Genomic DNA, 22,153 nt, shown 5'->3' on the forward strand with positions numbered 1-22,153 from the left:
GAGTGAGGATACCATGTCAGCAACCGATACAGACACTGTGGCACCGAATGGTGTAAATGCCGAGGATCTGGTCGCCGAGAGTGATACCGGCGCCCGTGACCCTTATGGTCTGCCCGGCAAGATGTTGATCTGGGTTCCGCTTACCTGGTCACTATTCCAACTCTATATTTCATCGACGGTTCCATTTTGGCTAACACGCATAACAGGGATCAATCTGACATTTAATTCAGATGAAGCCCGAGCCATCCATCTTGCTTTTGCGCTATTCCTCGCTGCGACAGCTTTTCCCTTGTTCAGGACATCACCGCGGCATCACATTCCTTGGTACGATTGGCTCCTGGCTTTCGTTGGCGTGGCTGCCTGTTTGTATATGCCCGTCTTCAAGGAAGAGATTTCACAGCGCCCCGGTCTTTGGACCATGAACGATTTGATTATCTCGGGCACCGGTCTCGCCATTTTGTTGATTTCCACATATAGAGCCTTGGGATTGCCGTTGGTGGTCGTGGCCTCTGTATTCATGTTCTATGTGTTCTTCGGCCACTTGGAGGCCTTGCCGGATGTGCTCCGTTGGAAGGGGGCGTCCTTTACCAAGGCCCTTGGCCACTACTGGATGCAAACCGAAGGCGTGTTTGGGGTTGCCCTAGGCGTTTCCGCCTCGATGATTTTTCTGTTCGTGCTATTCGGCTCCATTCTGGAGAAAGCCGGGGCGGGCGCCTGGTTCATCAAGACATCCGTGGCCATGCTTGGGCATTTCCGAGGAGGCCCGGCCAAGGCGGCGGTTTTGTCTTCCGCCATGACCGGCCTGATTTCCGGCTCTTCCATCGCCAACACGGTGACCACCGGTACCTTCACCATTCCGCTGATGAAGCGTACGGGCTTTCCGGCCGAGAAAGCGGGCGCCGTCGAGGTGGCATCAAGTACCAACGGTCAGTTGACTCCACCTGTGATGGGCGCTGCGGCGTTCTTGATGATTGAGTATGTGGGCGTGACCTATCTTGAGGTGGTCCGCCACGCGTTCCTGCCAGCGCTGATTTCCTATATCGCCTTGCTCTATATCGTGCATTTGGAGTCCCTGAAGCTCGGGCTCAAGGGCCTGCCTCGTGGGGGAGTCTTGAAAAGCATTCCGGCACGAATTGCCAATGTGGTGCTTGGTTTCCTGATCGTCGCCGGATTGGGCGGCGCGATATATTACGGCCTGGGCTGGACCAAGGAAGTCTTTGGCGAAGGCACCATCTATGTCGCCATGTTGATGTTCCTGGTGGCCTATGTGGCACTTGCCGCAGTGGCCGCCAGGCTGCCTGACCTGGACCCGGACGAGCTTTCCAAGCCGATGTTGGAAACGCCGGTTCTCGGCCCGACCGTCCAGACCGGTCTTTACTACCTTCTGCCCATCGTCGTGCTGGTTTGGTGTTTGATGATTGAGCGCTTCTCGCCGGGGCTTTCCGCTTTTTGGGCCACCATGGGGATGATCTTTATCACCTTGACTCAAGACAGCCTTAAGGGCGTTCTGCGCAAACAGAGCGATATTTTGGGCGGTCTTCGCAGCGGCCTCCAACATCTCAAGGATGGCATGGTCGCGGGCGCTCGTAACATGATCGGAATCGCTGTCGCCACCGGTGCTGCGGGGATCATTGTCGGCACCATCTCCTTGACTGGTGCCCATCAGATCATGGGCGAGTTCGTCGAATTCCTGTCCGGCGGAAACCTTATGTTGATGTTGTTTTTGGTGGCTGTCCTCAGTCTGATCCTGGGGATGGGCCTGCCGACGACGGCCAACTATATCGTTGTTTCCAGCCTCATGGCTCCGGTGATCATTGCCGTCGGGGCGAAAAGCGGCCTGATTGTGCCGCTTATCGCCGTGCATATGTTCGTGTTCTACTTCGGTATTCTGGCCGATGATACGCCACCGGTGGGTCTGGCGGCTTTCGCGGCCTCCGCCATTTCCGGCGGCGACCCGATCCGGACCGGTATTCAAGGGTTTATGTACGATATCCGTACCGGAATTCTGCCCTTCTTGTTCATCTTCAATACGGATCTTCTGCTGATCAATGTTTCTCCCGGTCACGCGATTATCGTGTTCCTGGTTGCGCTGGTTGCCATGCTGACATTTGCTTCCGCGACCCAGGGGTATTTCTTGGTAAGGAACAGACTCTGGGAATCGGCTTTGATGCTGTTGGTCGCCTTTACCATGTTCAGACCTGGGTTCTGGCTCGATCAGGTTCACCCACCCTTTGTGGAGTATCCCGGTACGGAAATCGTTCAAGTCGCCGGGACATTGCCCGAAAATGGAGAGATCCGTTTTGTCATCGAAGGGCCGGATAGTCGCAACGGTGAGCCTGATGGCACGACCCTCGTCGCGCCACTTGGAGCATCGGGAGACGGTGAAGGTCGGTTGATGACCGCAGCGGGACTGATGCTACGCATGGAGGATGGCAAGGCGATCCTCGAAGAACCCATGCCCAATTCACCGCTTTTCCAAAAAATGTTGGCTTTCGATTTTTATGGAGATGACCCTGTCCATGTGGTTCGGGTCGAGGTGCCCGCGGAGCGCATTGCCAAGGAATATTTCTATATTCCGGCAGCTATCGTGCTGATATTGCTTGTTGTTCTGCAACGCCGCCGTCAACGTACCGAAGCCCCGGTCTAGGAGGGACCCCGCCATGTATAACGATGTTCTTTTGGCCATTGACTTGGACGACGATTCCTCCTGGTCCAAAGCCCTTCCTGTCGCTCTCGAGTTTGTCCGCAATTCCGACGGAATGTTGCACGTTATGACGGTCGTGCCGAATTTCGGCATGTCTATCGTCGGCCAGTTCTTCCCGAAGGGTTACGAAGAGGAACTGGGCACCAAGATTCTGCAAACCTTGAAAGATTTTGTGGCCAATCATGTTCCCAAGGACGTCAAAGTCCAGCATATCGTCGGGGAAGGGACGGTATACGAAGTGATTCTTAAAATTGCTGGGAAGATCAATGCCGATATGATTGTCGTGGCCTCGGGCCGGGATGACCTCAAGGACTTCCTCCTCGGCCCCAATGCCGCGCGGGTGGTGCGCCATGCCAAGTGTTCGGTCACGGTGGTGCGTTAAACAGCCCAACGCCATTTCGCAAAACCAAAGGCTTAGAGGAGGGATCCTCTAAGCCTTTGTTTCGTGTGCCGTAAATGGTCGGAGTGAGAGGATTCGAACCTCCGGCCCCCGCCTCCCGAAGACGGTGCTCTACCAGGCTGAGCTACACTCCGGCATGGGTGAGGGCGCCTTATAGCCTCGATTTCGGCGCCCTGCAAGATCAATGGGCGCGTTCGATGCAGAAATCGACGATATCGATCAAGGCCTGACGTTCCGGGTTGTCGGGAAAGATCCCCAGGGCATCGCGGGCGATGGCCCCATAATGGCGGGCGCGGGCCACCGTATCCACCAGGGCCTCGCGTTTTTCCATCAACTCGATGGCACGTTCCAGGTCGCCTTCGTCCTGATTAAGGTTCTCCAGGGTGCGGCGCCAGAACTCGCGCTCTTCCTCGGTGCCGCGTCGGAAGGCCAGGATGATCGGCAAAGTAATTTTGCCCTCGCGGAAATCATCGCCGACGGTCTTGCCCAATTCCGCCTGCTTGGCCGAATAGTCAAGCATGTCGTCGATGAGTTGGAACACGATGCCTAGGTTCATGCCGTAGCTATCGAGGGCTTCTTCTTCCACGTCCGGGCGGTCGGCCACCACCGCGCCAACCCGGCAGGCGGCGGCGAACAGGGCGGCGGTCTTGCCCTTGATGACATCCAAATAGGCTGCTTCGCCGGTATCGGTGTCATTGGTGGTGATCAACTGATGCACCTCGCCCTCGGCGATGGTGGAGGAAGCGCCGGAGAGAATCGCCAGCACCTTGAGCGAGCCATTTTCGACCATCAGCTCGAAAGCCCGGCTGAACAAAAAATCACCAACCAGCACCGATGGCTTGTTTCCCCACAGGGCATTGGCCGAGGATTCGCCGCGCCGCAGGTCGCTTTCATCGACCACGTCGTCGTGCAACAGAGTGGCGGTATGGATGAATTCGACGCATGTGGCGAGGCCAACATGGCGTTGTTCCTGGTGTCCGCACATGCGGGCCGAGGCGAGAGTCAGCATGGGGCGCAGTCGCTTTCCACCGGCTGCCACGATATGCCCGGCCAGCTGTGGAATCAGCGCCACCGGGCTATCCATGCGTTCGACGATCAGGCGATTGACGCCCTTCATATCGTCGGCCACCAGGGCCGTCAGAGTTTCCAGAGCCTTTTTGCGGCCCCGTTCTTCTTCTAAATTGACGACAACACCCACGTTCCGTGGCCTCCGAAGTTCCCCCAAACTGCATCGTCGCCCTTGACGGGGCGGGATACAGGGCGGAGCATATGGAGCCCACCCCGTCCGGTCAAGCAACACATCTATACCAATGGCTGATACCATGAAGGAATTGCTGCGCACCGATAACCCCGTTTTGCTGTCCTGGCTGACCGCCCGGCTTGAAGGCGAGGGGATCGAGGCCCTGGTCTTCGATGCCCATACTAGTTCCGCCTATGGCTCTGGATTGTTGGCGTTGCGCCGTCGGGTCATGGTCGATGATGACGATCTTCCCCGGGCCAAGCGGCTGCTGGACGAGGTCCCCGCCGATGATCTGTGAGCCATCGGAAGATTCCCTTCTCGATGGCCGCGTGCGCCTGTTTCAGCCGGAAAACGGCTATCGGGCGGCGGTTGATCCGGTGTTGCTTGCGGCATCGGTTGGCGCCGTTGCCGGAGACCGGGTGCTGGATCTGGGGTGTGGGACCGGGGCGGCCGGGCTTTGTTTGTTGGCCCGGGTCGCAGGCCTGGAGGTCACCGGGTTGGAGATTCAGTCAGACATGGCCGATTTGGCAAGAAAGGGGCGGGGGAATGGTCATGCTTTGAGGGTGATCACCGGCGATGTGGCCGATCCCCCCGACAGTCTCAACGGCGCGATCTTCGACCATATCATCGCCAACCCGCCTTATGTGCTGGAAGGACGTGGCAATTGTCCGCCCGACCCGGGCCGGGCTGTGGCCCATGTGGAGACCGAAGGTGCTCTGGGGGACTGGGTGGCGGCGGCCTTGCGCTGGTGTCGTCCCAAAGGGAGCATTACCTTTATTCATCGGGCCGATCGGCTTGTGGATCTGTTGGCGCTGATGCGAGACCGGGTCGGTGCCTTGGTGATTTTCCCCCTATGGCCCATTCAGGGTAAAGAGGCCAAACGGGTCTTGGTGCAGGCCCGCAAGGGCCGCCGCACGCCGCCGCGATTGGCGGCCGGGCTGGTTTTGCATGATGCCGACGGGCGCTATACCGATGAGGCCGAACAAATCCTGCGCCACGGTGCGCCGTTGGACGGCTTGGCCAATTGATGCTATCCAGCTACGGCGTATGGCGTTGGGTCTAGATTAAGATGAATCCGTAGGAACTTGTTTATGTTTGGGTTTAGTTTTCCGAAATTGTTGTTTACCGCGTTGGCGATCGCTGCTGTTTGGTACGGATTCAAGTATATTACCCGGCTTCAGGAGCGGCGCGATCAGGCGCCGAAAGTACGTCGGGGCAAGCAAACCGGTCCGGCCCGCGAGGCGTCTGTGGAAGATATGATTCAGTGTGAAATATGCGGCGATTTCCTCTCTGGAGCCCGGCCCAGGTCCTGTGGGCGAAAAGACTGTCCTTATCCTGGTTGAATCAGCGTTGACCGCAGCGGCTCCGGGGCGTACCTTGCGCCTCGCATTTCCCGGAACCCCCCATATCTAAAAAGCCAGACTCATGGCCAGTACAGACTTCCAATCGCTGATCCTCACGCTGCAATCCTTTTGGGCGGAGCGGGGATGCGTATTGTTACAACCCTATGACATGGAAATGGGCGCGGGGACGTTTCACCCGGCGACCACCTTGCGGGCCTTGGGCCCGGAACCCTGGAAGACCGCCTATGTGCAGCCGTCCCGACGGCCGACAGATGGGCGCTATGGCAACAATCCAAACCGTTTGCAGCACTATTATCAGTTCCAGGTGATCCTCAAACCCTCGCCGGACAATGTGCAAGAGCTCTACCTCGACTCGCTCCGGCATTTGGGAATCGACCCGGACCTGCACGACATCCGCTTTGTCGAGGATGATTGGGAAAGCCCGACTTTGGGTGCCTGGGGCCTGGGCTGGGAAGTCTGGTGCGATGGCATGGAAGTCACGCAGTTCACCTATTTCCAACAGGTGGGCGGGTTTGACTGCGATCCGGTATCGGCGGAGCTGACCTATGGCCTGGAACGGTTGGCCATGTACATCCAGGGGGTCGAGAATGTCTATGATCTGGCTTGGAATGCCGATGGGGTAACCTATGGCGATGTCTATTTGCAAAACGAACAGGAACAGTCGGCCTTCAATTTCGAACATGCCAACACCGATATCCTGTTCCGCCACTTCACCGATGCGGAAATCCAGTGCGCCGAACTGCTCGCCTTGAACAAGCCCCTGGCGCTGCCCGCCTATGAGCAATGCCTCAAGGCCAGCCATACATTCAACCTGCTGGATGCACGCGGGGTGATTTCAGTCACCGAGCGGCAGGCCTATATCGGGCGGGTCCGGGCATTGGCCAAAGGCTGCGCCGAGGCTTGGCTGAAATCCCGTGGCCATCTGACCGACGGGGAGGGCTAGGCCATGGCGGATCTGCTGCTCGAACTTTTCTCAGAGGAAATTCCCGCCCGCATGCAGGCCAAGGCCGTTGCTGATCTGTCGCGCCTGGTCATGGATGGCTTGAAGAAGTCTGGATTAGACTCTGATAAGACACAAACTTATGTGACCCCGCGTCGCCTGGTCTTGGCCGTCGAGGGACTGCCTGCGCAAGCGCCGGATATTACCGGAGAACGCAAGGGGCCAAAGATCGATGCCCCGGAACAGGCCATCGCCGGGTTCAAGCGGTCGATCCCCGACGGGGCAAAGATCGAGGAACGGGAGACCAAGAAGGGCACGCTCTATTTCGCCACCTGGGAAGAGAAGGGCCGGGCCACCGCCGAGATCCTCGCCGAGGTGTTGCCCGAAGCCCTGAATGCGCTGCCTTGGCCCAAATCCATGCGTTGGGGCTCCAATGCCAGAAAATGGGTGCGACCGCTGCATTCGATCATCGCGCTGTTCGAAGGCGTGGTGGTGCCGTTCAGCTTCGGGCCGGTAAACAGCGGGAATACCACCCGCGGCCACCGGTTCATGGCCCCGGAAGAGATCACCGTCAGCGGCATCGCCGACTATGTGAAACAGATGCGCGGCGCCAAAGTGATGTTGGACCGTGAGGAGCGCAAGGCGCTGATTCTCGAAGAGGCCCTGCGTCTTTCCGACGAAGAATCCCTCGTGCTCAAGCGCGACCAGGGCCTTTTGGAAGAGGTGGCTGGCCTGGTGGAATGGCCGGTGCTCTATATGGGGCAGATCGACAAGGCCTTCATGGAAGTGCCCAAGGAAGTCCTGATCACGTCCATGCGGGCGCACCAGAAATATTTCTCCTGTCTGACCCTGGATGGGCTGTTGGCCCCGCGATTCATTGTTGCCGCCAATCGTGAAACCCCCGATCATGGCAAACAGATCATCGCCGGTAACGAGCGGGTGCTGCGCGCTCGGCTGTCCGATGCCCGATTCTTCTGGGATCAGGACCACAAGTCGACCCTGGAAGATCGCATTCCGGCCCTGGATGACATGGTGTTCCACGCCAAGCTGGGCACGGTGAAGGACAAGAGCGAGCGTATTGCCGAGATCGCCACGGCGCTGTGCAAGTATGTTCCCGGCGCCGACCCCGATAAGGCCCACCGGGCCGGACGCCTTTGCAAGGCGGATCTGGTTTCGGAAATGGTCTACGAGTTTCCGGAGGTGCAGGGGATCATGGGCCGCTATCTGGCCCGTGACGAAGGCGAGGACATGGCCGTCGCCGAAGCCATTGCCGAGCACTATGCCCCGCAGGGTCCGGGCGATGACTGTCCTTCGGCGCCCGAATCCGTTGCCGTTTCCTTGGCCGACAAGATTGATACGCTGGTGGGATTCTGGGCCATTGGCGAGACACCGACAGGCTCCAAGGATCCCTTTGCCTTGCGCCGCGCGGCCCTGGGCGTGATCCGCTTGATCGTCGAGAACAAGTTGCGGGTGCCGCTGTATGGGGCTTTCAATGTTGCCGGGGGCTGGCTGACACACCAGGGCGCCGTCGCCGAAGCCAGGAATCTGCCGGAACTATTGGACTTCTTCGCCGACCGACTGAAGGTCCACCTGAAGGAACAGGGCGTGCGGCATGACTTGATCTCCGCCGTGTTTGCTTTGGGCAACGAGGACGATCTGGTGCGCCTTTTGGCCAGAGTCGAGGCTTTGGGCCAATTCCTGGACAGCGACGACGGCGCCAATTTGTTGGTTGCCTACCGACGGGCCACCAATATCGTCCGCATCGAAGAAAAGAAGGATGGCCTGACCTATGGGGATCCAGTGGATCCGGCGGTCTTGGTACAGGACGAAGAAAAGGCCCTGGTGGCGACGCTCGAAGAAGTGGAGCCGATGGTGGCCCAGGCTCTGATAGATGAGAATTTCGAGGCGGCCATGACCAATCTTGCCCAACTGCGCGGGCCGGTGGACGCCTTTTTCGACCAGGTGACGGTGAATAGTGACGACCCGGCCCAACGGGTCAATCGATTGAGACTATTGGCGCGGATTGGACATGTCATGGGCGGCGTGGCCGACTTTTCCAACGTGGAGGGATAGACTATGACGAAGTGGGTATACGGGTTTGGCGACGGCAATGCCGAGGGGCGTGCCGATATGAAGAACTTGCTTGGTGGCAAGGGCGCCAACCTGGCCGAGATGGCGAGCCTGGGTATTCCGGTTCCGGCGGGCTTTACCATCACCACCGAGCTTTGCACCTACTTCTATGAAAATGATCAGACCTATCCCGCCGACCTGAAGGAACAGGGCGCGAAGGCGCTGTCCGACGTGGAAAAGATCATGGGCGCCAAATTCGGCGATTCCGACAACCCGCTCTTGGTCTCGGTGCGTTCCGGCGCCCGGGCTTCCATGCCTGGCATGATGGACACCGTGCTCAACCTGGGTCTCAACGATGACACCGTCAAAGGCCTTATCGCCCAGTCCGGTGACGAGCGGTTTGCCTATGACAGCTATCGCCGTTTCGTGCAGATGTATTCCGACGTGGTGCTCGGCGTCGAGCATCATCACTTCGAGGAAATCCTGCAAGACCACAAGGATAGCAAGGGGTACGTGCTCGATACGGATATGACCGCCGATGACTGGAAACTGATTGTCGCATCCTTCCGTACCAAGGTTGAACAGCAACTGGGCCGTCCGTTCCCCATGGATCCGCAAGAACAGCTCTGGGGAGCCATCGGCGCGGTGTTCGGATCCTGGATGAACCAGCGGGCCATCACCTACCGCAAGCTCAACGACATCCCCGCCGAATGGGGGACCGCCGTCAACGTGCAGGCCATGGTTTATGGCAACATGGGCGAAGATTCCGCCACCGGCGTTTGCTTCAGCCGAGATCCCTCCACCGGCATGAACCGGTTTTACGGCGAGTTCTTGATCAATGCCCAGGGAGAAGACGTGGTGGCGGGCATTCGCACGCCGCAGCCGCTGAACCTGGTCGAAAAGGAAACCTCCCATTCGGAGCTTCCGTCCATGGAAGAGGAAATGCCGGCGCTCTACAAAGAGCTGAACGGCTACCGGGATCGTTTGGAACAGCATTATCGCGATATGCAGGATATGGAGTTCACCGTTCAGCGCGGCAAGCTCTGGATGCTGCAAACCCGCAACGGCAAGCGGACCGCCCAGGCGGCGCTGACCATTGCCGTTGAAATGTGCGAAGACGGGCTGATCGACAAGGAAGAAGCCATTCGCCGCATGGATCCGGCGATGCTCGATTCCCTGTTGCATCCGATGCTCGACCCCAGCGCCGACCGGACCGTCTTGGCCAAGGGCCTTCCGGCATCGCCGGGTGCCGCGTCGGGACAGGTGGTGTTCAGCGCCGATGAGGCCGAGAAATGGGCCGGGGCGGGCAAGAAAGTCATGCTGGTACGTATCGAAACCTCGCCCGAGGATATCGGCGGCATGCATGTGGCCCAGGGCATCCTGACCACCCGTGGCGGCATGACCAGCCACGCGGCGGTTGTTGCGCGCGGCATGGGGACCCCTTGTGTTTCCGGTACCGGTGAGATCAAGGTGGATTACGCCTCCAAGTCCTTCTCCGTTGGCGGGACCACGGTGAACGAAGGGGATGTCATCACCATCGACGGCGCCTCTGGCGAGGTAATGCTCGGCGAAGTGCCGACCATGCAACCGGAATTGACCGGCGATTTCGCCAAGCTGATGGCCTGGGTGGACAAGATTCGCACCTTGACGGTACGGACAAATGCCGAAACCCCGACCGATGCCCAGACCGCTCGCAAGTTCGGCGCCGAGGGCATTGGCCTGTGCCGCACCGAACATATGTTCTTTGACCCGGCACGGATCATCCATATGCGCGAGATGATCGTGGCCGAGGACGAGGAGACCCGCCGGGCCGCGCTGGCCAAGCTGCTGCCGTATCAGCGCCAGGATTTCTCGGAGCTGTTCGAAATCATGGCCGGGCTGCCGGTGACCATCCGTCTGCTCGATCCGCCACTGCACGAGTTCCTGCCGCATTCGGAGGCCGACATGGCCGATGTGGCTTCCGCCGCCGGAACCACGGTGGACAAGATCAAGGCGGCTTCCGCCCAGTTGCAGGAATCCAACCCCATGCTCGGTCATCGCGGCTGTCGTTTGGCGATCACCTATCCGGAGATCTGCGAGATGCAGGCCCGGGCCATTTTCGAGGCCGCCTGCGAGGTGACCAAGAAGGGCGGGGCGCCGGTGGTGCCGGAAGTGATGGTGCCGCTGGTGGGTCTGTTCAACGAATTCGATACCTTGAAAAAGGTGATCGAGGGCGTTGCCAAGACCGTCATGGCTGAACAAGGTATCGAACTAGAGTATCTGATCGGCACCATGATCGAATTGCCGCGCGCCGCCTTGCGGGCTGGTCACATCGCCGAGCAGGCCGAATTCTTCAGCTTCGGCACCAACGATCTTACTCAGACGGCCTTCGGTTTGTCTCGCGATGACGCGGGCAACTTCCTGAAGATCTATATCGACAAGGGCATCATCGAAGTGGATCCCTTCGTCTCCATTGATCAAGATGGTGTCGGCGAGTTGATCAAGCTGGCTGCCGAACGCGGCAAGGCCACCCGCCCGGACATCAAGCTGGGCATCTGTGGCGAACATGGCGGTGACCCGGCCTCGGTGGTGTTCTGCCATCACGCCGGTCTTAACTATGTTTCCTGCTCTCCTTACCGGGTGCCGATTGCGCGCTTGGCGGCGGCGCAGGCCGTGTTGGGCGCCGGAAGCTACTCGACCAAGTAGGACCGAGCGCCTGTTGGGTCGGTCCAATCGGACCCAATCAAACACGACGTGATCTGGACATCATTTGAGGAACAACGGCGGGGCTTGGGTCCCGCCGTTTTTCATGGTCTTTCGATTTCAGGGCATACAATGGGTGGGGACCAAGGCGGCAGGAGGCGACGCAGGCTGCCTTGGTTTCCCTGTTTTCTATGAACCGGTCCGGGCCTTGCTGCCCCTGAGCGGGCAGCCAAACAACGGACCGACCAGGCAGATGTTGAACAGACCGGTGAGCATGGGACCGGTACCGAGGGCGGCGATGATCATGCCGTCGGTTCCGCCGATACCCCAAATGCCCCAAGTCACCAATGCGCCCCCGGCGAAGATGCGGATCAGCCGACCGGCAGGGGATGCCATAAAGGATGTAAATGCGTTCATGATGGGTTCCTGTTGTCTTGATTGACGATGCAGGAATCCTAACGGGCGGAACCCGTTGGTTCTGTAACCTGGGCTACACAGAGGGCTACACAGAGTCAGCTAAATAGCGGGAGGTTCAGTCCTTCGGCAATGCTGTCGGCGAAGCGGACCTCGTAGTTCTCGCGGGCCTCCGCCTGGACCGCTTCCAGTTCGCCATCGTCGGAGCCATGTCCGGTCTTGACGTGCAAGCCACCGGCCAAACCCGCCAGCCGTCCGGCCCCGATGTCGCTGGCCCGATCGCCGATCACCCAGGACTGTGGCATGACGATCCGGAGATGATCCGCCGCCCGTTCCAGCATGCCGGGATTGGGTTTGCGGGCCGGATGATCCTTGTGAGCGTAAAGCTTCTTGGTGCCTTTTTCGTGGTGGGGACAGGCGTAGACGGCGTTCAGGTAAGCCCCCTCGGCCTCCAGCAGGTGTATGAGCCGTTCTTGAGTGGCCGCGAATTCGGACCAGCCATACAGTCCTCGGGCAATACCCGCCTGGTTGGTGATCAGCACCACGGGGATCTCCAGTTGATTGGCCCGGGTGATGACTTGCGCGGCGCCAGGAATCAGCTCTGCCTTGTACGGCTCGTGCAGATAGTTGACCTCCACCACCACGACGCCGTCGCGGTCGAGGAAGAGCGCCGGACGGTCAGCGGGGCCCTTGTCGAGAATTTGGTTCCAGACATGCTCACCGTCGATCATCAAGCCTTTGGGCAAATCAAGTTTCTGTTTCATGGGGCGGGCCTCGGATTGATGGGGATGAGCGTGCCGGAGCGGATGGCAAGAGAGGCGGGTGTGAGCAGGTTCATCAGCAGGGCAACCGTATCGGCGATGGGAACATCGGGCGAAATTACCAACGACAGGCGATGAACACCGAGTGGCAGGGAACTGTTTAAAACCCGCCCCCCCGCGTCGTCATCCACCAGGGCAACGATGCGTCCATCGGTTTCTTCCATATCCTCGGCTAAGGCACGGGCCAATCCGGCCAAGCTGCTCAGGTGGCGGCGCCAGACTTCGGCGGCTTCGTCGTCGTCGGGCAGGGGGCCCAATTCACTGCCATCTAAAACCAGGATGTCCACGTTTTCGAGTTCCAAGGCAAGCACGTCTCGGGTTACCGAGTGGGATAGGTCACCTGGTAGCGATTGCACCGTTGCATTGTTTTCACCGTTCAATTCATCGGCGATGACCTGCATCTCCGTTTCGCGCCCTCCGGCCAGGACCAAGAGGCCAGGTTCGGCGGAAAGTTTCGCCGCCAATCGATGCCCCATTTGCCCAAATGGACCAGCCAGAAGCAGGGTCGATGGGGGCGGGTCTTGGTCGCTGGTTTGAGTCATGAGAATGTCATTCCACGGAGTCGCGCTGAAGGGATCCTATCGTCGGCGTCCAAAGGTCGCAATCGATCCTATTTAATATATTGAAATTAAAAGATATTTGTGGGGTGGTTGATCCTGCGACCGTCATTTGAAAGGATGAGGCTCCTCAGAAGAACGACCGTGGTCAACACGGCGTCTCACGCTTGGAAGGAATAGCCAAAAAATGATGGAAATCCGCATCCATGGTCGGGGCGGGCAAGGCAATGTGGTCGCGGCCTATGTCCTGGCCACCGCAGCCTTCGAGGACGGGCGCTTTTGCCAGGCCTTTCCGGCCTTCGGCGCCGAGCGCCGGGGCGCCCCCGTCGTCGCCTTTGTCCGTGTCTCCCATTCCCAGATCCTGCAACGGGACGAAGTCAAGACACCTTCGTTTCTGATTATTCAGGACGAAACCCTGTTGCACGAGGCGGGCCTTACCAAAGGCCTGAAAAAGGGTGGAGGCATCTTGATCAATTCGACCCTGGACGTGAAAGAGCTGAAAAAGCGCTACAAGGAAGACATGATCCCCATTCCGGCCACTCAAATGGCCATCGAGAATGTCGGGCGTCCGGTGCCGAACGTGGCGCTGTTGTCGGCCTTTCTGGAAATGACCGGCATGCTGCCACAATCAGCACTTAAAAAAGCTTTGAGCCAACGCTTCAAGGCGCATGTGTTGGAAAACAATCTGCGCCTCGCCCATCAGGCGGCAAAGGCAGTGGACAAAGGAATGTGGAAGGAGATCGCGGATGCGGCAAGCGCTTGAAGGTTCGCAGGCCATCGCAAAAGCGGTGGCTCTGTGTCGTCCGGGCGTGGTGGCGGCCTATCCCATCACCCCGCAGACCCACATCGTGGAAAACATTTCCAAGCTGGTTGCCGATGGCGACATGAAGACTCAGTTGGTCAGTGTGGAGAGCGAATTCTCCGCCGCCTCCGTGGCCTTGGGCGCCGCCGCTGCCGGGTCGCGGGCTTATACGGCCAGTTCGTCGCAGGGCATCATGTTGATGGCCGAGGTGCTGTTCAATATCGCCGGGCTGCGCATTCCCATGGTGCTGACCTGCGCCAACCGGGCCGTCGGTGCGCCATTGAACATCTGGAACGATCAGTCGGACAGCATGGCTGTGCGGGACTCAGGCTGGATCCAGCTCTATTGCGCCGACAACCAGGAGGCCGTGGATACCATGATCCAGGCCTATCGCATCACCGAAAAGACCGAACTGCCGGTGATGGTCTGCATGGACGGGTTCATTCTGACCCATACCCTGGAAGTGATCGATATTCCGGACTCCGCCAAGGTCGATAAATATCTGCCCGAGTATAAGTTCAAGCGGGTTTTGGATCCTTCGGACCCGATCAGTGTCGGGACCTTGGTATCGCCCGAGTTTTTCTCCGAGGTACGCCATTCCCATCATGCCGCCATGCAAAAGGCTCTGCCGGAAATCGTTTCGGCGGACAAGGCATTCGGGCGCGCCTTCAAGCGCAGTTATGGCGGCCTGCTCAGCGAGCATGGCGACGAAAACGCCACGGTGGCAATCCTGACCCTTGGGTCCGTGTCCGGTACCTTGCGGGCGGGTATGGAACGCTATCCACCGCGCCGCAAGACCAAGATCATCAACATGCGCTGCTTCCGGCCATTCCCCGAGGATGCCATCCGCGAGGCCTGTGCTGGGATCAAGGACCTGATCGTCATGGAGCGCGCCTTCTCGGCGGGCATGGGCGGTATCGTTGGGACGGAGATCCGCGCCGCCCTATCAAGCATGAAAAACCCGCCGAAGGTCCACAACGTGGCCGTTGGTCTGGGTGGACGCGACATTCCCATCGAAATGTTTCCGCGCCTGATGGAGGCCCTCAAAGAGGACTCCATCTCCGAGTTCTCGGTATTCGATGTAGAGCTGGACAAGCTCCCCAAGGAGGACCGCTGACATGGCCGCGAAAAAGAAAGTCGATCAGGAACGTTTGCGCGAACTGCGCAACAAGCATGGTCGCAAGGACGGGGAAGCCCCCAAAAAGGGGGAAGCCAAGCAAAAAGACGCCCGTCAGCTTCAGCCCCGTTTCAGGGGATTGGAAGCCGGACACCGGGCCTGTCAGGGCTGCGGGGAGGCTTTGGCCGCGCGGTTGGTCACCGAGGCCGCCGGGCCTGATGTGATGATCGCCAATGCCACCGGGTGTCTGGAAGTCTTCACCACCCCCTGGCCGCAATCGGCTTGGCGGGTGCCTTGGATCCATTCATTGTTCGAGAACGCCGCCGCTGTGGCCTCGGGCATGGAAGCCGCCATGCTGGACCAAGGCAAGTCGACCAAGGTTTTGGCCTTCGGCGGCGATGGCGGCACCTTCGATATCGGTTTCCAGGCTCTGTCTGGCATGCTCGAGCGCGAACATAACGTGCTTTACGTCTGCTACGACAACGAAGCCTACATGAACACCGGCATCCAGCGGTCCGGTTCGACGCCCCATTCGGCGCGCACCACCACCTCGCCACCAGGCAAGGCGAGCATGGGCAAGCGGCACCTGAAAAAGGACCTGCTATCGATCATTTCGTCGCATCATATTCCTTATGCCGCCAGTACCTCGGTGGCCTATCCCGCCGACATCCGGCGCAAGGTGCGTCGGGCCATGGAAATCACCGGCCCGACCTTCTTGTTGGTGCACAGCCCCTGTCCGCTTGGTTGGGGGCATGATGGCGCCAAGACCATCGAGGTGGCGCGCCTGGCGGTTCAATCAGGCCTGTTCCCGTTGGTTGAGATGGAGCGGGGCGATGTCACCGATGTGATGCCCATCCGCAAGCCACGACCGGTGGCCGATTATCTCAAGCAACAGGTGCGCTTCCGTCATCTGTTCGTGCCGGACGACCCCCGGGCTTTGGAGGAGCAAGAGCACCTGCAGGCTTTGGCCGACTACAATATCGAACGCTATGGGCTTTACGGAGAGGATGACGATCCGTTGGATACCGATGGCGCCGACGCGGTCCGCCGCGGCGGTTTGGCGAATTAAGGGGAGAGACAGAACATGGCTGTGTTAACACGCGGGGCCTATGCCCTTCCCGGGACGTCACTGGACTTCAAGACCGGTACCTGGCGGGTGGATATTCCCTATCACCAGCACTGGTCGGCGCCCTGCCATACCGCCTGTCCGGCGGGAGAGGATCAACAAGCCTGGCTGGCCAAAATTCAGGAAAACAAGCTGCACGAGGCTTGGGAAGTCCTGGTGGCCGCCAATCCCATGCCGGCGATCACCGGGCGGGTCTGCCCGCATCCTTGCGAGTCCGCTTGCAATCGGGCCCAATACGACGAACCCATTGCCATTCACAATGTGGAACGGTTTCTCGGCGACGAGGCCATCCGTCTGGGCTGGAAATATCCGATCCTGAAGAAGGTGACCAAAGAATCGCCGAGCGTGGCCGTGGTCGGTGCGGGGCCAGCCGGGCTTTCCGCCGCCTATCATCTGGTCCGACGGGGATTTAAGGTCAATCTGTTCGATGCTCTGCCAGAAGCCGGGGGACTTTTACGCTCGGCCATTCCCATGACCCGGCTGCCGCGCAAGGTTCTGGATGCGGAAATCGAGCGCATTTTCGCTCTCAATGGGTTGAAGTTCCATCCGCGTCATCGCTTGGGACGGGATATCTCCTTGGGTGAGTTGCAAAATGATCATTCGGCCGTCTTCATGGGCCCGGGAGCCGAGCGTTCCAAGAACTGGGACGTGGATGGGGCCGTGCCCGCCGATTTGCATCAAGGATTGCACCTGATCAAGGAATGGGTGGATCACGGCGAAATCCCGACGCCGAAGAGTGTTGCCATTCATGGCGGCGGCAATACGGCGGTGGACCTGGCCCGCATCATGAAGCGGCGGGGGGTGGAAGAAGTCTATGTGATTACGGCATCGGGTCTGCCCGGTCCCGACACGGCGCCCGACGACATTCTCAATGTGGTGCCGCGCGAGTTGGAAGAAGCCATCGAGGAGGGGGTGATCTTTTATCCCCACCGGACCATTCAGCGGCTGATCATGCGCGGGTCAAAGCTGATCGGCGTGGAGATGGTTCACCTGAAAAAGCTGCCCGGCAAGGGGGGGCGGAAAAGCCGTATCTCGTTCCAGGGTACCGAGCGGGTGCTCAACGTGGATATGGTCATTCCGTCCATTGGCGAAGCTGTGGATGCAGGTGGTTTCGAAAAACTGGTCGGCAACGCCAACTACTTTAAAACCGATGACTGGGGCAACGTGTCAGATCATCCCGGCGTGTTCGTCGGCGGTGACGCCCGCGGCGACCGGGGCACGGTTAGTGCCGCCGTTGGCGATGGGCGCAAGGCGGCGGAAGCCGTCGAGGCCTTTATCAAAAGCAAGGAGCCGGTGGACGACGTTCGCGAGACCCTTGATTACGATAAACTGAACGTCAACTACTACGAGCCGGCGCCCCGATCCTTTGTCGGCAAGCTGCCAGTCATCGATCGCACCGACTTTGCGGAAATCGAGCAGAGTTTGGAATACGCCCAGGTGATCGACGAAGGCGCCCGCTGCTTTAGCTGCGGCAATTGCCTGGCTTGCGACAACTGCTGGACCTACTGCCCGGACAATGCGGTGGTAAAAACCCGCGACACCTGTTCGGACGGCTCACACTATCTGTTTGACTACGAGTTCTGTAAGGGCTGCGGCATGTGCGCCGCGGAATGCCCGTGCGGCTATATTCTCATGAAGCACGAGGATTAATAAGTCAGCGTACGGCAGCTTGCGCCAGGGTATAGACCGTCATCCGGCGGTCGACCCCGCGCAATGCCTGCTCACCCAACGATATACAGCGATCCGCCGTGATTTTTGCGAACTGATCGGAGAGTAACAAAGGCTGGTCGAGGGTCTTGCAGAAGCCCTCAAGGCGCGCGGCTTCGTTGGCTGCCGGGCCAATGACGGTGAATTCCAAGCGTTCGGGAGTGCCGATATTGCCATAAGTCACATCCCCCATATGCAGGGCGATTCCATAGCCCAGCGGTTCTTCTCCGGCGGCTGTGCGTTCACGGTTCAGGTCATCCATGCGGCCCATGGCGTCGGTGGCGGCGGCTAGGGCATCAATACAGGCTTGCCGATGAATAGGGCATTTCTCCGGATTGGGAACGGGGGGGGCATCAATGGGGAAGATCGCCAGTACGGCATCGCCCACATAGCGCAATACTTCGCCACCGTGACCCAACACCGCCCCAGCCATGCATTCAAAGAATTCATTGAGCAGATTAAGATACTCCGGGCGCGGTAGAATATCGGCCATTGGGGTCGAGCCGCGCAGATCACAAAACCAGATCACCGAGTGAATATCATCGCCGTCGCCACGACGCACTTGGCCATCCAGCACCTTGGCGCCTGTTTTTCCGCCCAGATAGGTTTCCAGAACCGTCCGCGCGGTATAGCGCAGGGCGTGAACCTCCAGAGCGCGGGACAGGGGGATGGTCATGGCGGTAAGTCGTTCGATCTGTTCGTCGTCAAATCCTTCCGGTCCATCGCTGGCCAGGGTGAGCGCATGCAAGCTACCGTCTCCGAACACAATTGGCAGGGCCAAATAGTCCGTATAGCCCTCGTCCACCAAGTCGGGGAGGATGTTGTAGTCCAACTGAATGTCTGGTCCGATTAGGCGCCGCCGGATGGTCGAGCCATCTTCGAATATCTTGGCATAGGGACTCTTAAGATACCTGTCCGTCTCGATGATCTCATGGGGAGCCCGGACTTCAGCTACTTCTTCTTGCCCAAAAACCCAGGTGTAGCTGGTGCCGATGGCCTGAGGATGGAGAGTCCGCAGGGTCACCCGTGCGCGCCCCACGGGAATGTCAAAAGCTCTCAGCTGCTGGCTCAGTCCGGTTAGAAGTTCCGGAACGGACGACGCGCTCCAGCCGTAGCGGTAGAGCCAGTCATCAATGGGATCATCGGAGGGTTTCATAGCTTTTCATATGGCTCGAATTCCGCTTCCGGCAAGGGAGTAAACAGGATGGAACGCCTTGCCGTGGATAAAAAAACCGGGCAGCTGGAAAGCCGCCCGGTTCAAGTATAGCGCATGTTCGGGAGGAACACGCAGAGAGAAGTTATAAGGATTACTCTCGCCAGCTATATTTGGCAAAAGGATGGTCAATCCTCATAAGATCTCCGCGTAAGCTAGGTCTAGAGATCCCCGCTATCATTGATCCATATCAATTTTGAACATTGATTTTCTCCCATCAATGATCGGGTTGTATTCATTCTAAAGAAGAGGATAGCGATAAAGTTATGCATGGTTACCTTTTTTTGATCGCGTGCCATGGTCATCGCAGGTGAATCGAGCTACGCTTCCTGCAGAAAAAGGACGGACACAGAATTGGGGCGGGCGTGCTTGCCGGGCTGACAAACATATCCAACGAGACCATTGCGGCTCTGGTCGAACAGGTGCCTACCCCGATTCTAGTGGCCGAAGGGGAAGCGCAATCCGTCCTTTATACCAATCGCGCCTTCAGGGAGATGATCGGCTATTCCATCGCTGAGATCCCCGACGTGGCCCATTGGTGGCCGCTTGCCTATCCGGATCCCGACTATCGACAGCAGGTGATGGAAAAATGGAGCCAGTTGGTGGCCGAGGCTCGCGGGGCGGGGGGCGCCATTGCGAATATGCTTGAAGTCATTCGCTGCAAGGACGGCAAGTCGCGCTGGTTCGAGGCGGGAGGGTCCATCAGTGGGGACAAACTGTTGGTCTTCTTTACCGATGTCACCGAGCGGGAACAAGCCGCACAGCGATATCGGGAACTGTTTGATCATATGAGCAGCGGGGCCGCGGTCTATCGGGCCGTGGATGACGGCTCGGATTTCGTCTTTTTGGATTTCAACAAGGCCGGACAGGTTATCGAGAAAATCGATTTGGGGGACGTCGCCGGGCAGCGAGTCTCGGAGATATTCCCTGGGGTCGAGTCATTCGGTTTTTTAGATGTGCTCAGGCGCGTCTGGGAAACGGGTGTTCCCGAGCATATGCCCATTTCCTTCTATCAGGATGAACGGATCACCGGCTGGCGAGAAAACTATGTCTATCGACTGCCGGGCGGAGAAGTGGTGGCCATCTACGACGATATCACCGACTTCAAGGAAACCGAGCGCAAGCTCCTGGCGAGCGAGGACAAGTACCGCCATATGGTCGAAGGCGCAAAAGCCGTGGCCTGGCGCCTGGACCTGGAAACCCGTCTATTTACGTATGTTTCTCCCCAAGCAGAGCATTTGCTAGGTGTTCCAGCGGAAAAATGGACAGATTTCGAATTCTGGGCCGATCACATTCACCCGGACGACCGGGAGCAGGCGGTTTCATTTTGCAATGCAGAAACCGCCAGGGGAATTGATCACGAGTTCGAATACCGAATGTTGCGGGATGATGGCAGCCTGGTCTGGGTCCGCGATCTGGTGGTCGTCGATCACGACAACCTGGGGCGGCCGGTCGAGCTTTCCGGCATTTTGGTTAATATTGATGAGCAGAAAAAAGCTGAAATCGAGCGCGACAACTTCTTTGATTTGTCTATCGACCTGCTTTGCGTGGCAGGGACCGATGGCTATTTCCGACGATTGAATAAGGCGTGGGAGACCACCCTGGGATGGTCCAAAGAGGAACTGCTTTCGAAGCCGTTTATGGAGTTCATCCATCCCGATGATGTGGCCCCGACCATCGCCGAGGTCGAGCGGCAGATGGGCGGCGAGAGAGTCATTCATTTTGAAAATCGCTATCTATGTAAGGATGGCAGTTGGAAGTGGTTGGACTGGAGTAGCGAGCCAGAGCCGGACGGCACCATCTATGCCGTGGCCAGAGATGTTACCCAACGCCGCCGAACGGTTGAGGTCCTGCGCTCCGAGCGGCAACGGGTCTATGCGGTCTTGGATGGTCTGCCCGCCGTCGTGTCGCTGCAGACCGCCGACGGACGAATCCAGTTTGCCAACCGCCGTTTTCGAGAGATTTTCGGCATGGTCGATCAGCCTCCCTATCGTGATGCCGAAGGGGGATCGCCGAGCCTGAACGTCATCCAAAGCCGGGCGCCCACCGAATGGGAGTGGGATTCCGAAGACGGCCATGTCTACCAACTGAGCGCCTATCCGTTCGAAGACGCGGATGGGACTGAAATGGTGCTGGAGACCGGATTGGATATTACCAGTCTCAAGCAGACACTCGATGAACTGGTTCGGTCAAACGCGGAACTGGAGCGTTTTGCGTTCATCGCGTCCCACGACCTTCAAGAACCGGTGCGGTCGGTGGTCAGTTTCGCCCAGTTGCTGGAAAAAAGGCTGGAAGGACTGTTGGACGAGGATACCCAGGAATTTCTGGACTTTGTCATCGTGGCCGCGCAGCGGATGGGCGAACTGGTCAACGGATTGCTATCCTATTCCCGTTTTGGCGCCACGGCCCGGCGGTTTGAGACCGTGGACTGCAATCACTTGGTGGAACAGGTGGTCTCGGGCCTGAGAGCCATGGAGTTGAACGCCGAGGCCCAAATTGATTGGACCGACCTGCCCACGGTGATGGGCGATCCGCTGCAACTGAGTGAACTTTTCCAAAACCTCATAGCCAACGGCATTAAGTTTTCCCGCGAAGGGGCCGCGGTTCGGATTGATATTTCCGCGGTACCGGGTGACGGCCTTTATGAGTTTACCGTGAGCGATAACGGAATCGGCATCGCCTCGCGCTACCAAGAGGAGATTTTTGAGGTGTTCAGGCGTCTGCACTATGCCGACGAAATTCCGGGCACCGGCCTGGGACTGGCCATCTGTAAACGGGTGGTGGAGCGCCATGGCGGACGGATCTGGCTGGAGTCCGAAGAAGGCGAGGGGAGCCGCTTCAGGTTTACCCTCCCGGCTCCGTCCAACATCCCGGAATAGCCCCGTTGCAGCATTGGCCTGACAGCATTGCCGGGTTCCGCGATAGAAACAGGCCAACAGCTTTTGCCGTTAAACTTTAAGTGATCCTATAGTAGGCTGTTTACCCGTGACGGGATG

General features: G+C 58.7%; 17 protein-coding genes and 1 tRNA gene. 12 read left to right on the forward strand and 6 right to left on the reverse strand.

The window, feature by feature from the left end:
- The first annotated feature begins 13 nt into the window (after positions 1-13).
- Positions 14-2,647, forward strand: coding sequence for a TRAP transporter permease (locus MGMAQ_RS08270; RefSeq protein WP_046021166.1), 2,634 nt, complete (start codon positions 14-16; stop codon positions 2,645-2,647).
- Between the two features lie 13 nt (positions 2,648-2,660).
- On the forward strand, positions 2,661-3,086 hold the full coding sequence (locus MGMAQ_RS08275) for a universal stress protein (protein WP_046021167.1): 426 nt from the start codon (positions 2,661-2,663) through the stop codon (positions 3,084-3,086).
- Between the two features lie 75 nt (positions 3,087-3,161).
- Here the strand turns inward: MGMAQ_RS08275 and MGMAQ_RS08280 are convergent.
- Both MGMAQ_RS08280 and MGMAQ_RS08285 read right to left on the reverse strand, forming a co-directional pair.
- Positions 3,162-3,238: transfer RNA gene (locus MGMAQ_RS08280), tRNA-Pro, on the reverse strand.
- A 47-nt stretch (positions 3,239-3,285) separates the two neighbouring features.
- Positions 3,286-4,302 carry a polyprenyl synthetase family protein gene (locus MGMAQ_RS08285; RefSeq protein WP_046021168.1) on the reverse strand — a complete coding sequence of 339 codons (1,017 nt, stop codon included), beginning with the start codon at positions 4,300-4,302 and terminating at the stop codon, positions 3,286-3,288.
- 112 nt (positions 4,303-4,414) lie between these two features.
- Here MGMAQ_RS08285 and MGMAQ_RS08290 point away from each other — a divergent pair, with 112 nt between their 5' ends.
- The 5 genes from MGMAQ_RS08290 to ppdK all read left to right on the forward strand — a co-directional run bounded on the left by MGMAQ_RS08290 (position 4,415) and on the right by ppdK (position 11,403).
- Positions 4,415-4,642, forward strand: coding sequence for a DUF2007 domain-containing protein (locus MGMAQ_RS08290; RefSeq protein WP_252508702.1), 228 nt, complete (start codon positions 4,415-4,417; stop codon positions 4,640-4,642).
- Complete coding sequence (locus tag MGMAQ_RS08295; protein WP_046021169.1) at positions 4,632-5,372, forward strand: tRNA1(Val) (adenine(37)-N6)-methyltransferase; 741 nt, start codon at positions 4,632-4,634, stop codon at positions 5,370-5,372. Before MGMAQ_RS08290 ends, MGMAQ_RS08295 begins: the two co-directional genes overlap by 11 nt.
- 397 nt (positions 5,373-5,769) lie before the next feature.
- A complete protein-coding gene (locus MGMAQ_RS08300; RefSeq protein ID WP_046021170.1) occupies positions 5,770-6,651 on the forward strand; it encodes a glycine--tRNA ligase subunit alpha in 882 nt (293 codons plus the stop codon).
- 3 nt (positions 6,652-6,654) lie between these two features.
- A complete protein-coding gene (glyS, locus tag MGMAQ_RS08305; RefSeq protein WP_046021171.1) occupies positions 6,655-8,721 on the forward strand; it encodes a glycine--tRNA ligase subunit beta in 2,067 nt (688 codons plus the stop codon).
- A 3-nt stretch (positions 8,722-8,724) separates the two neighbouring features.
- On the forward strand, positions 8,725-11,403 hold the full coding sequence (ppdK, locus tag MGMAQ_RS08310; RefSeq protein ID WP_046021172.1) for a pyruvate, phosphate dikinase: 2,679 nt from the start codon (positions 8,725-8,727) through the stop codon (positions 11,401-11,403).
- Positions 11,404-11,589: 186 nt separating this feature from the next.
- On the opposite strand, the gene MGMAQ_RS08315 is transcribed toward ppdK, so the two are convergent.
- The 3 genes from MGMAQ_RS08315 to MGMAQ_RS08325 form a co-directional block, all read right to left on the reverse strand.
- The gene (locus tag MGMAQ_RS08315) at positions 11,590-11,817 is read right to left on the reverse strand and encodes a DUF2892 domain-containing protein (RefSeq protein WP_046021173.1); all 228 of its coding nucleotides are present in this window, start codon (positions 11,815-11,817) and stop codon (positions 11,590-11,592) included.
- 95 nt (positions 11,818-11,912) lie between these two features.
- Positions 11,913-12,578: an HAD-IIIA family hydrolase gene (locus MGMAQ_RS08320; RefSeq protein ID WP_052716248.1), complete on the reverse strand. Its 666-nt coding sequence runs from the start codon at positions 12,576-12,578 to the stop codon at positions 11,913-11,915.
- Complete coding sequence (locus MGMAQ_RS08325) at positions 12,575-13,177, reverse strand: hypothetical protein (protein ID WP_046021174.1); 603 nt, start codon at positions 13,175-13,177, stop codon at positions 12,575-12,577. The genes MGMAQ_RS08320 and MGMAQ_RS08325 overlap by 4 nt, the downstream gene beginning before the upstream one ends.
- Before the next feature lie 202 nt (positions 13,178-13,379).
- Between MGMAQ_RS08325 and MGMAQ_RS08330 the strand changes: the two genes are divergently transcribed.
- Genes MGMAQ_RS08330 through MGMAQ_RS08345 form a run of 4 tightly spaced genes read left to right on the forward strand, consistent with a single transcriptional unit; the run spans position 13,380 to position 17,887 of the window.
- Entirely contained in the window at positions 13,380-13,955 is a 576-nt protein-coding gene (locus MGMAQ_RS08330; RefSeq protein ID WP_046021175.1) for a 2-oxoacid:acceptor oxidoreductase family protein, read from the forward strand.
- Positions 13,939-15,111: a pyruvate ferredoxin oxidoreductase gene (locus MGMAQ_RS08335; RefSeq protein ID WP_046021176.1), complete on the forward strand. Its 1,173-nt coding sequence runs from the start codon at positions 13,939-13,941 to the stop codon at positions 15,109-15,111. The genes MGMAQ_RS08330 and MGMAQ_RS08335 overlap by 17 nt, the downstream gene beginning before the upstream one ends.
- A gap of 1 nt (position 15,112) precedes the next feature.
- The gene (locus MGMAQ_RS08340; protein WP_082085340.1) at positions 15,113-16,180 is read left to right on the forward strand and encodes a thiamine pyrophosphate-dependent enzyme; all 1,068 of its coding nucleotides are present in this window, start codon (positions 15,113-15,115) and stop codon (positions 16,178-16,180) included.
- 15 nt (positions 16,181-16,195) lie between these two features.
- Positions 16,196-17,887 (forward strand): FAD-dependent oxidoreductase, encoded by a 1,692-nt coding sequence (locus tag MGMAQ_RS08345; protein ID WP_046021177.1) that lies wholly within the window; start codon positions 16,196-16,198, stop codon positions 17,885-17,887.
- 4 nt (positions 17,888-17,891) lie between these two features.
- Here MGMAQ_RS08345 and MGMAQ_RS08350 read toward each other — a convergent pair whose 3' ends face one another.
- A complete protein-coding gene (locus MGMAQ_RS08350) occupies positions 17,892-19,100 on the reverse strand; it encodes an adenylate/guanylate cyclase domain-containing protein (protein ID WP_052716249.1) in 1,209 nt (402 codons plus the stop codon).
- A 422-nt stretch (positions 19,101-19,522) separates the two neighbouring features.
- On the opposite strand from MGMAQ_RS08350, the gene MGMAQ_RS19510 reads away from it, so the two are divergent.
- Complete coding sequence (locus MGMAQ_RS19510; protein ID WP_052716250.1) at positions 19,523-22,036, forward strand: PAS domain S-box protein; 2,514 nt, start codon at positions 19,523-19,525, stop codon at positions 22,034-22,036.
- The last annotated feature ends 117 nt before the right edge of the window (positions 22,037-22,153 follow it).

The sequence above is a fragment of the Magnetospira sp. QH-2 genome (genome assembly GCF_000968135.1).
Lineage (GTDB): Bacteria > Pseudomonadota > Alphaproteobacteria > Rhodospirillales > Magnetospiraceae > Magnetospira.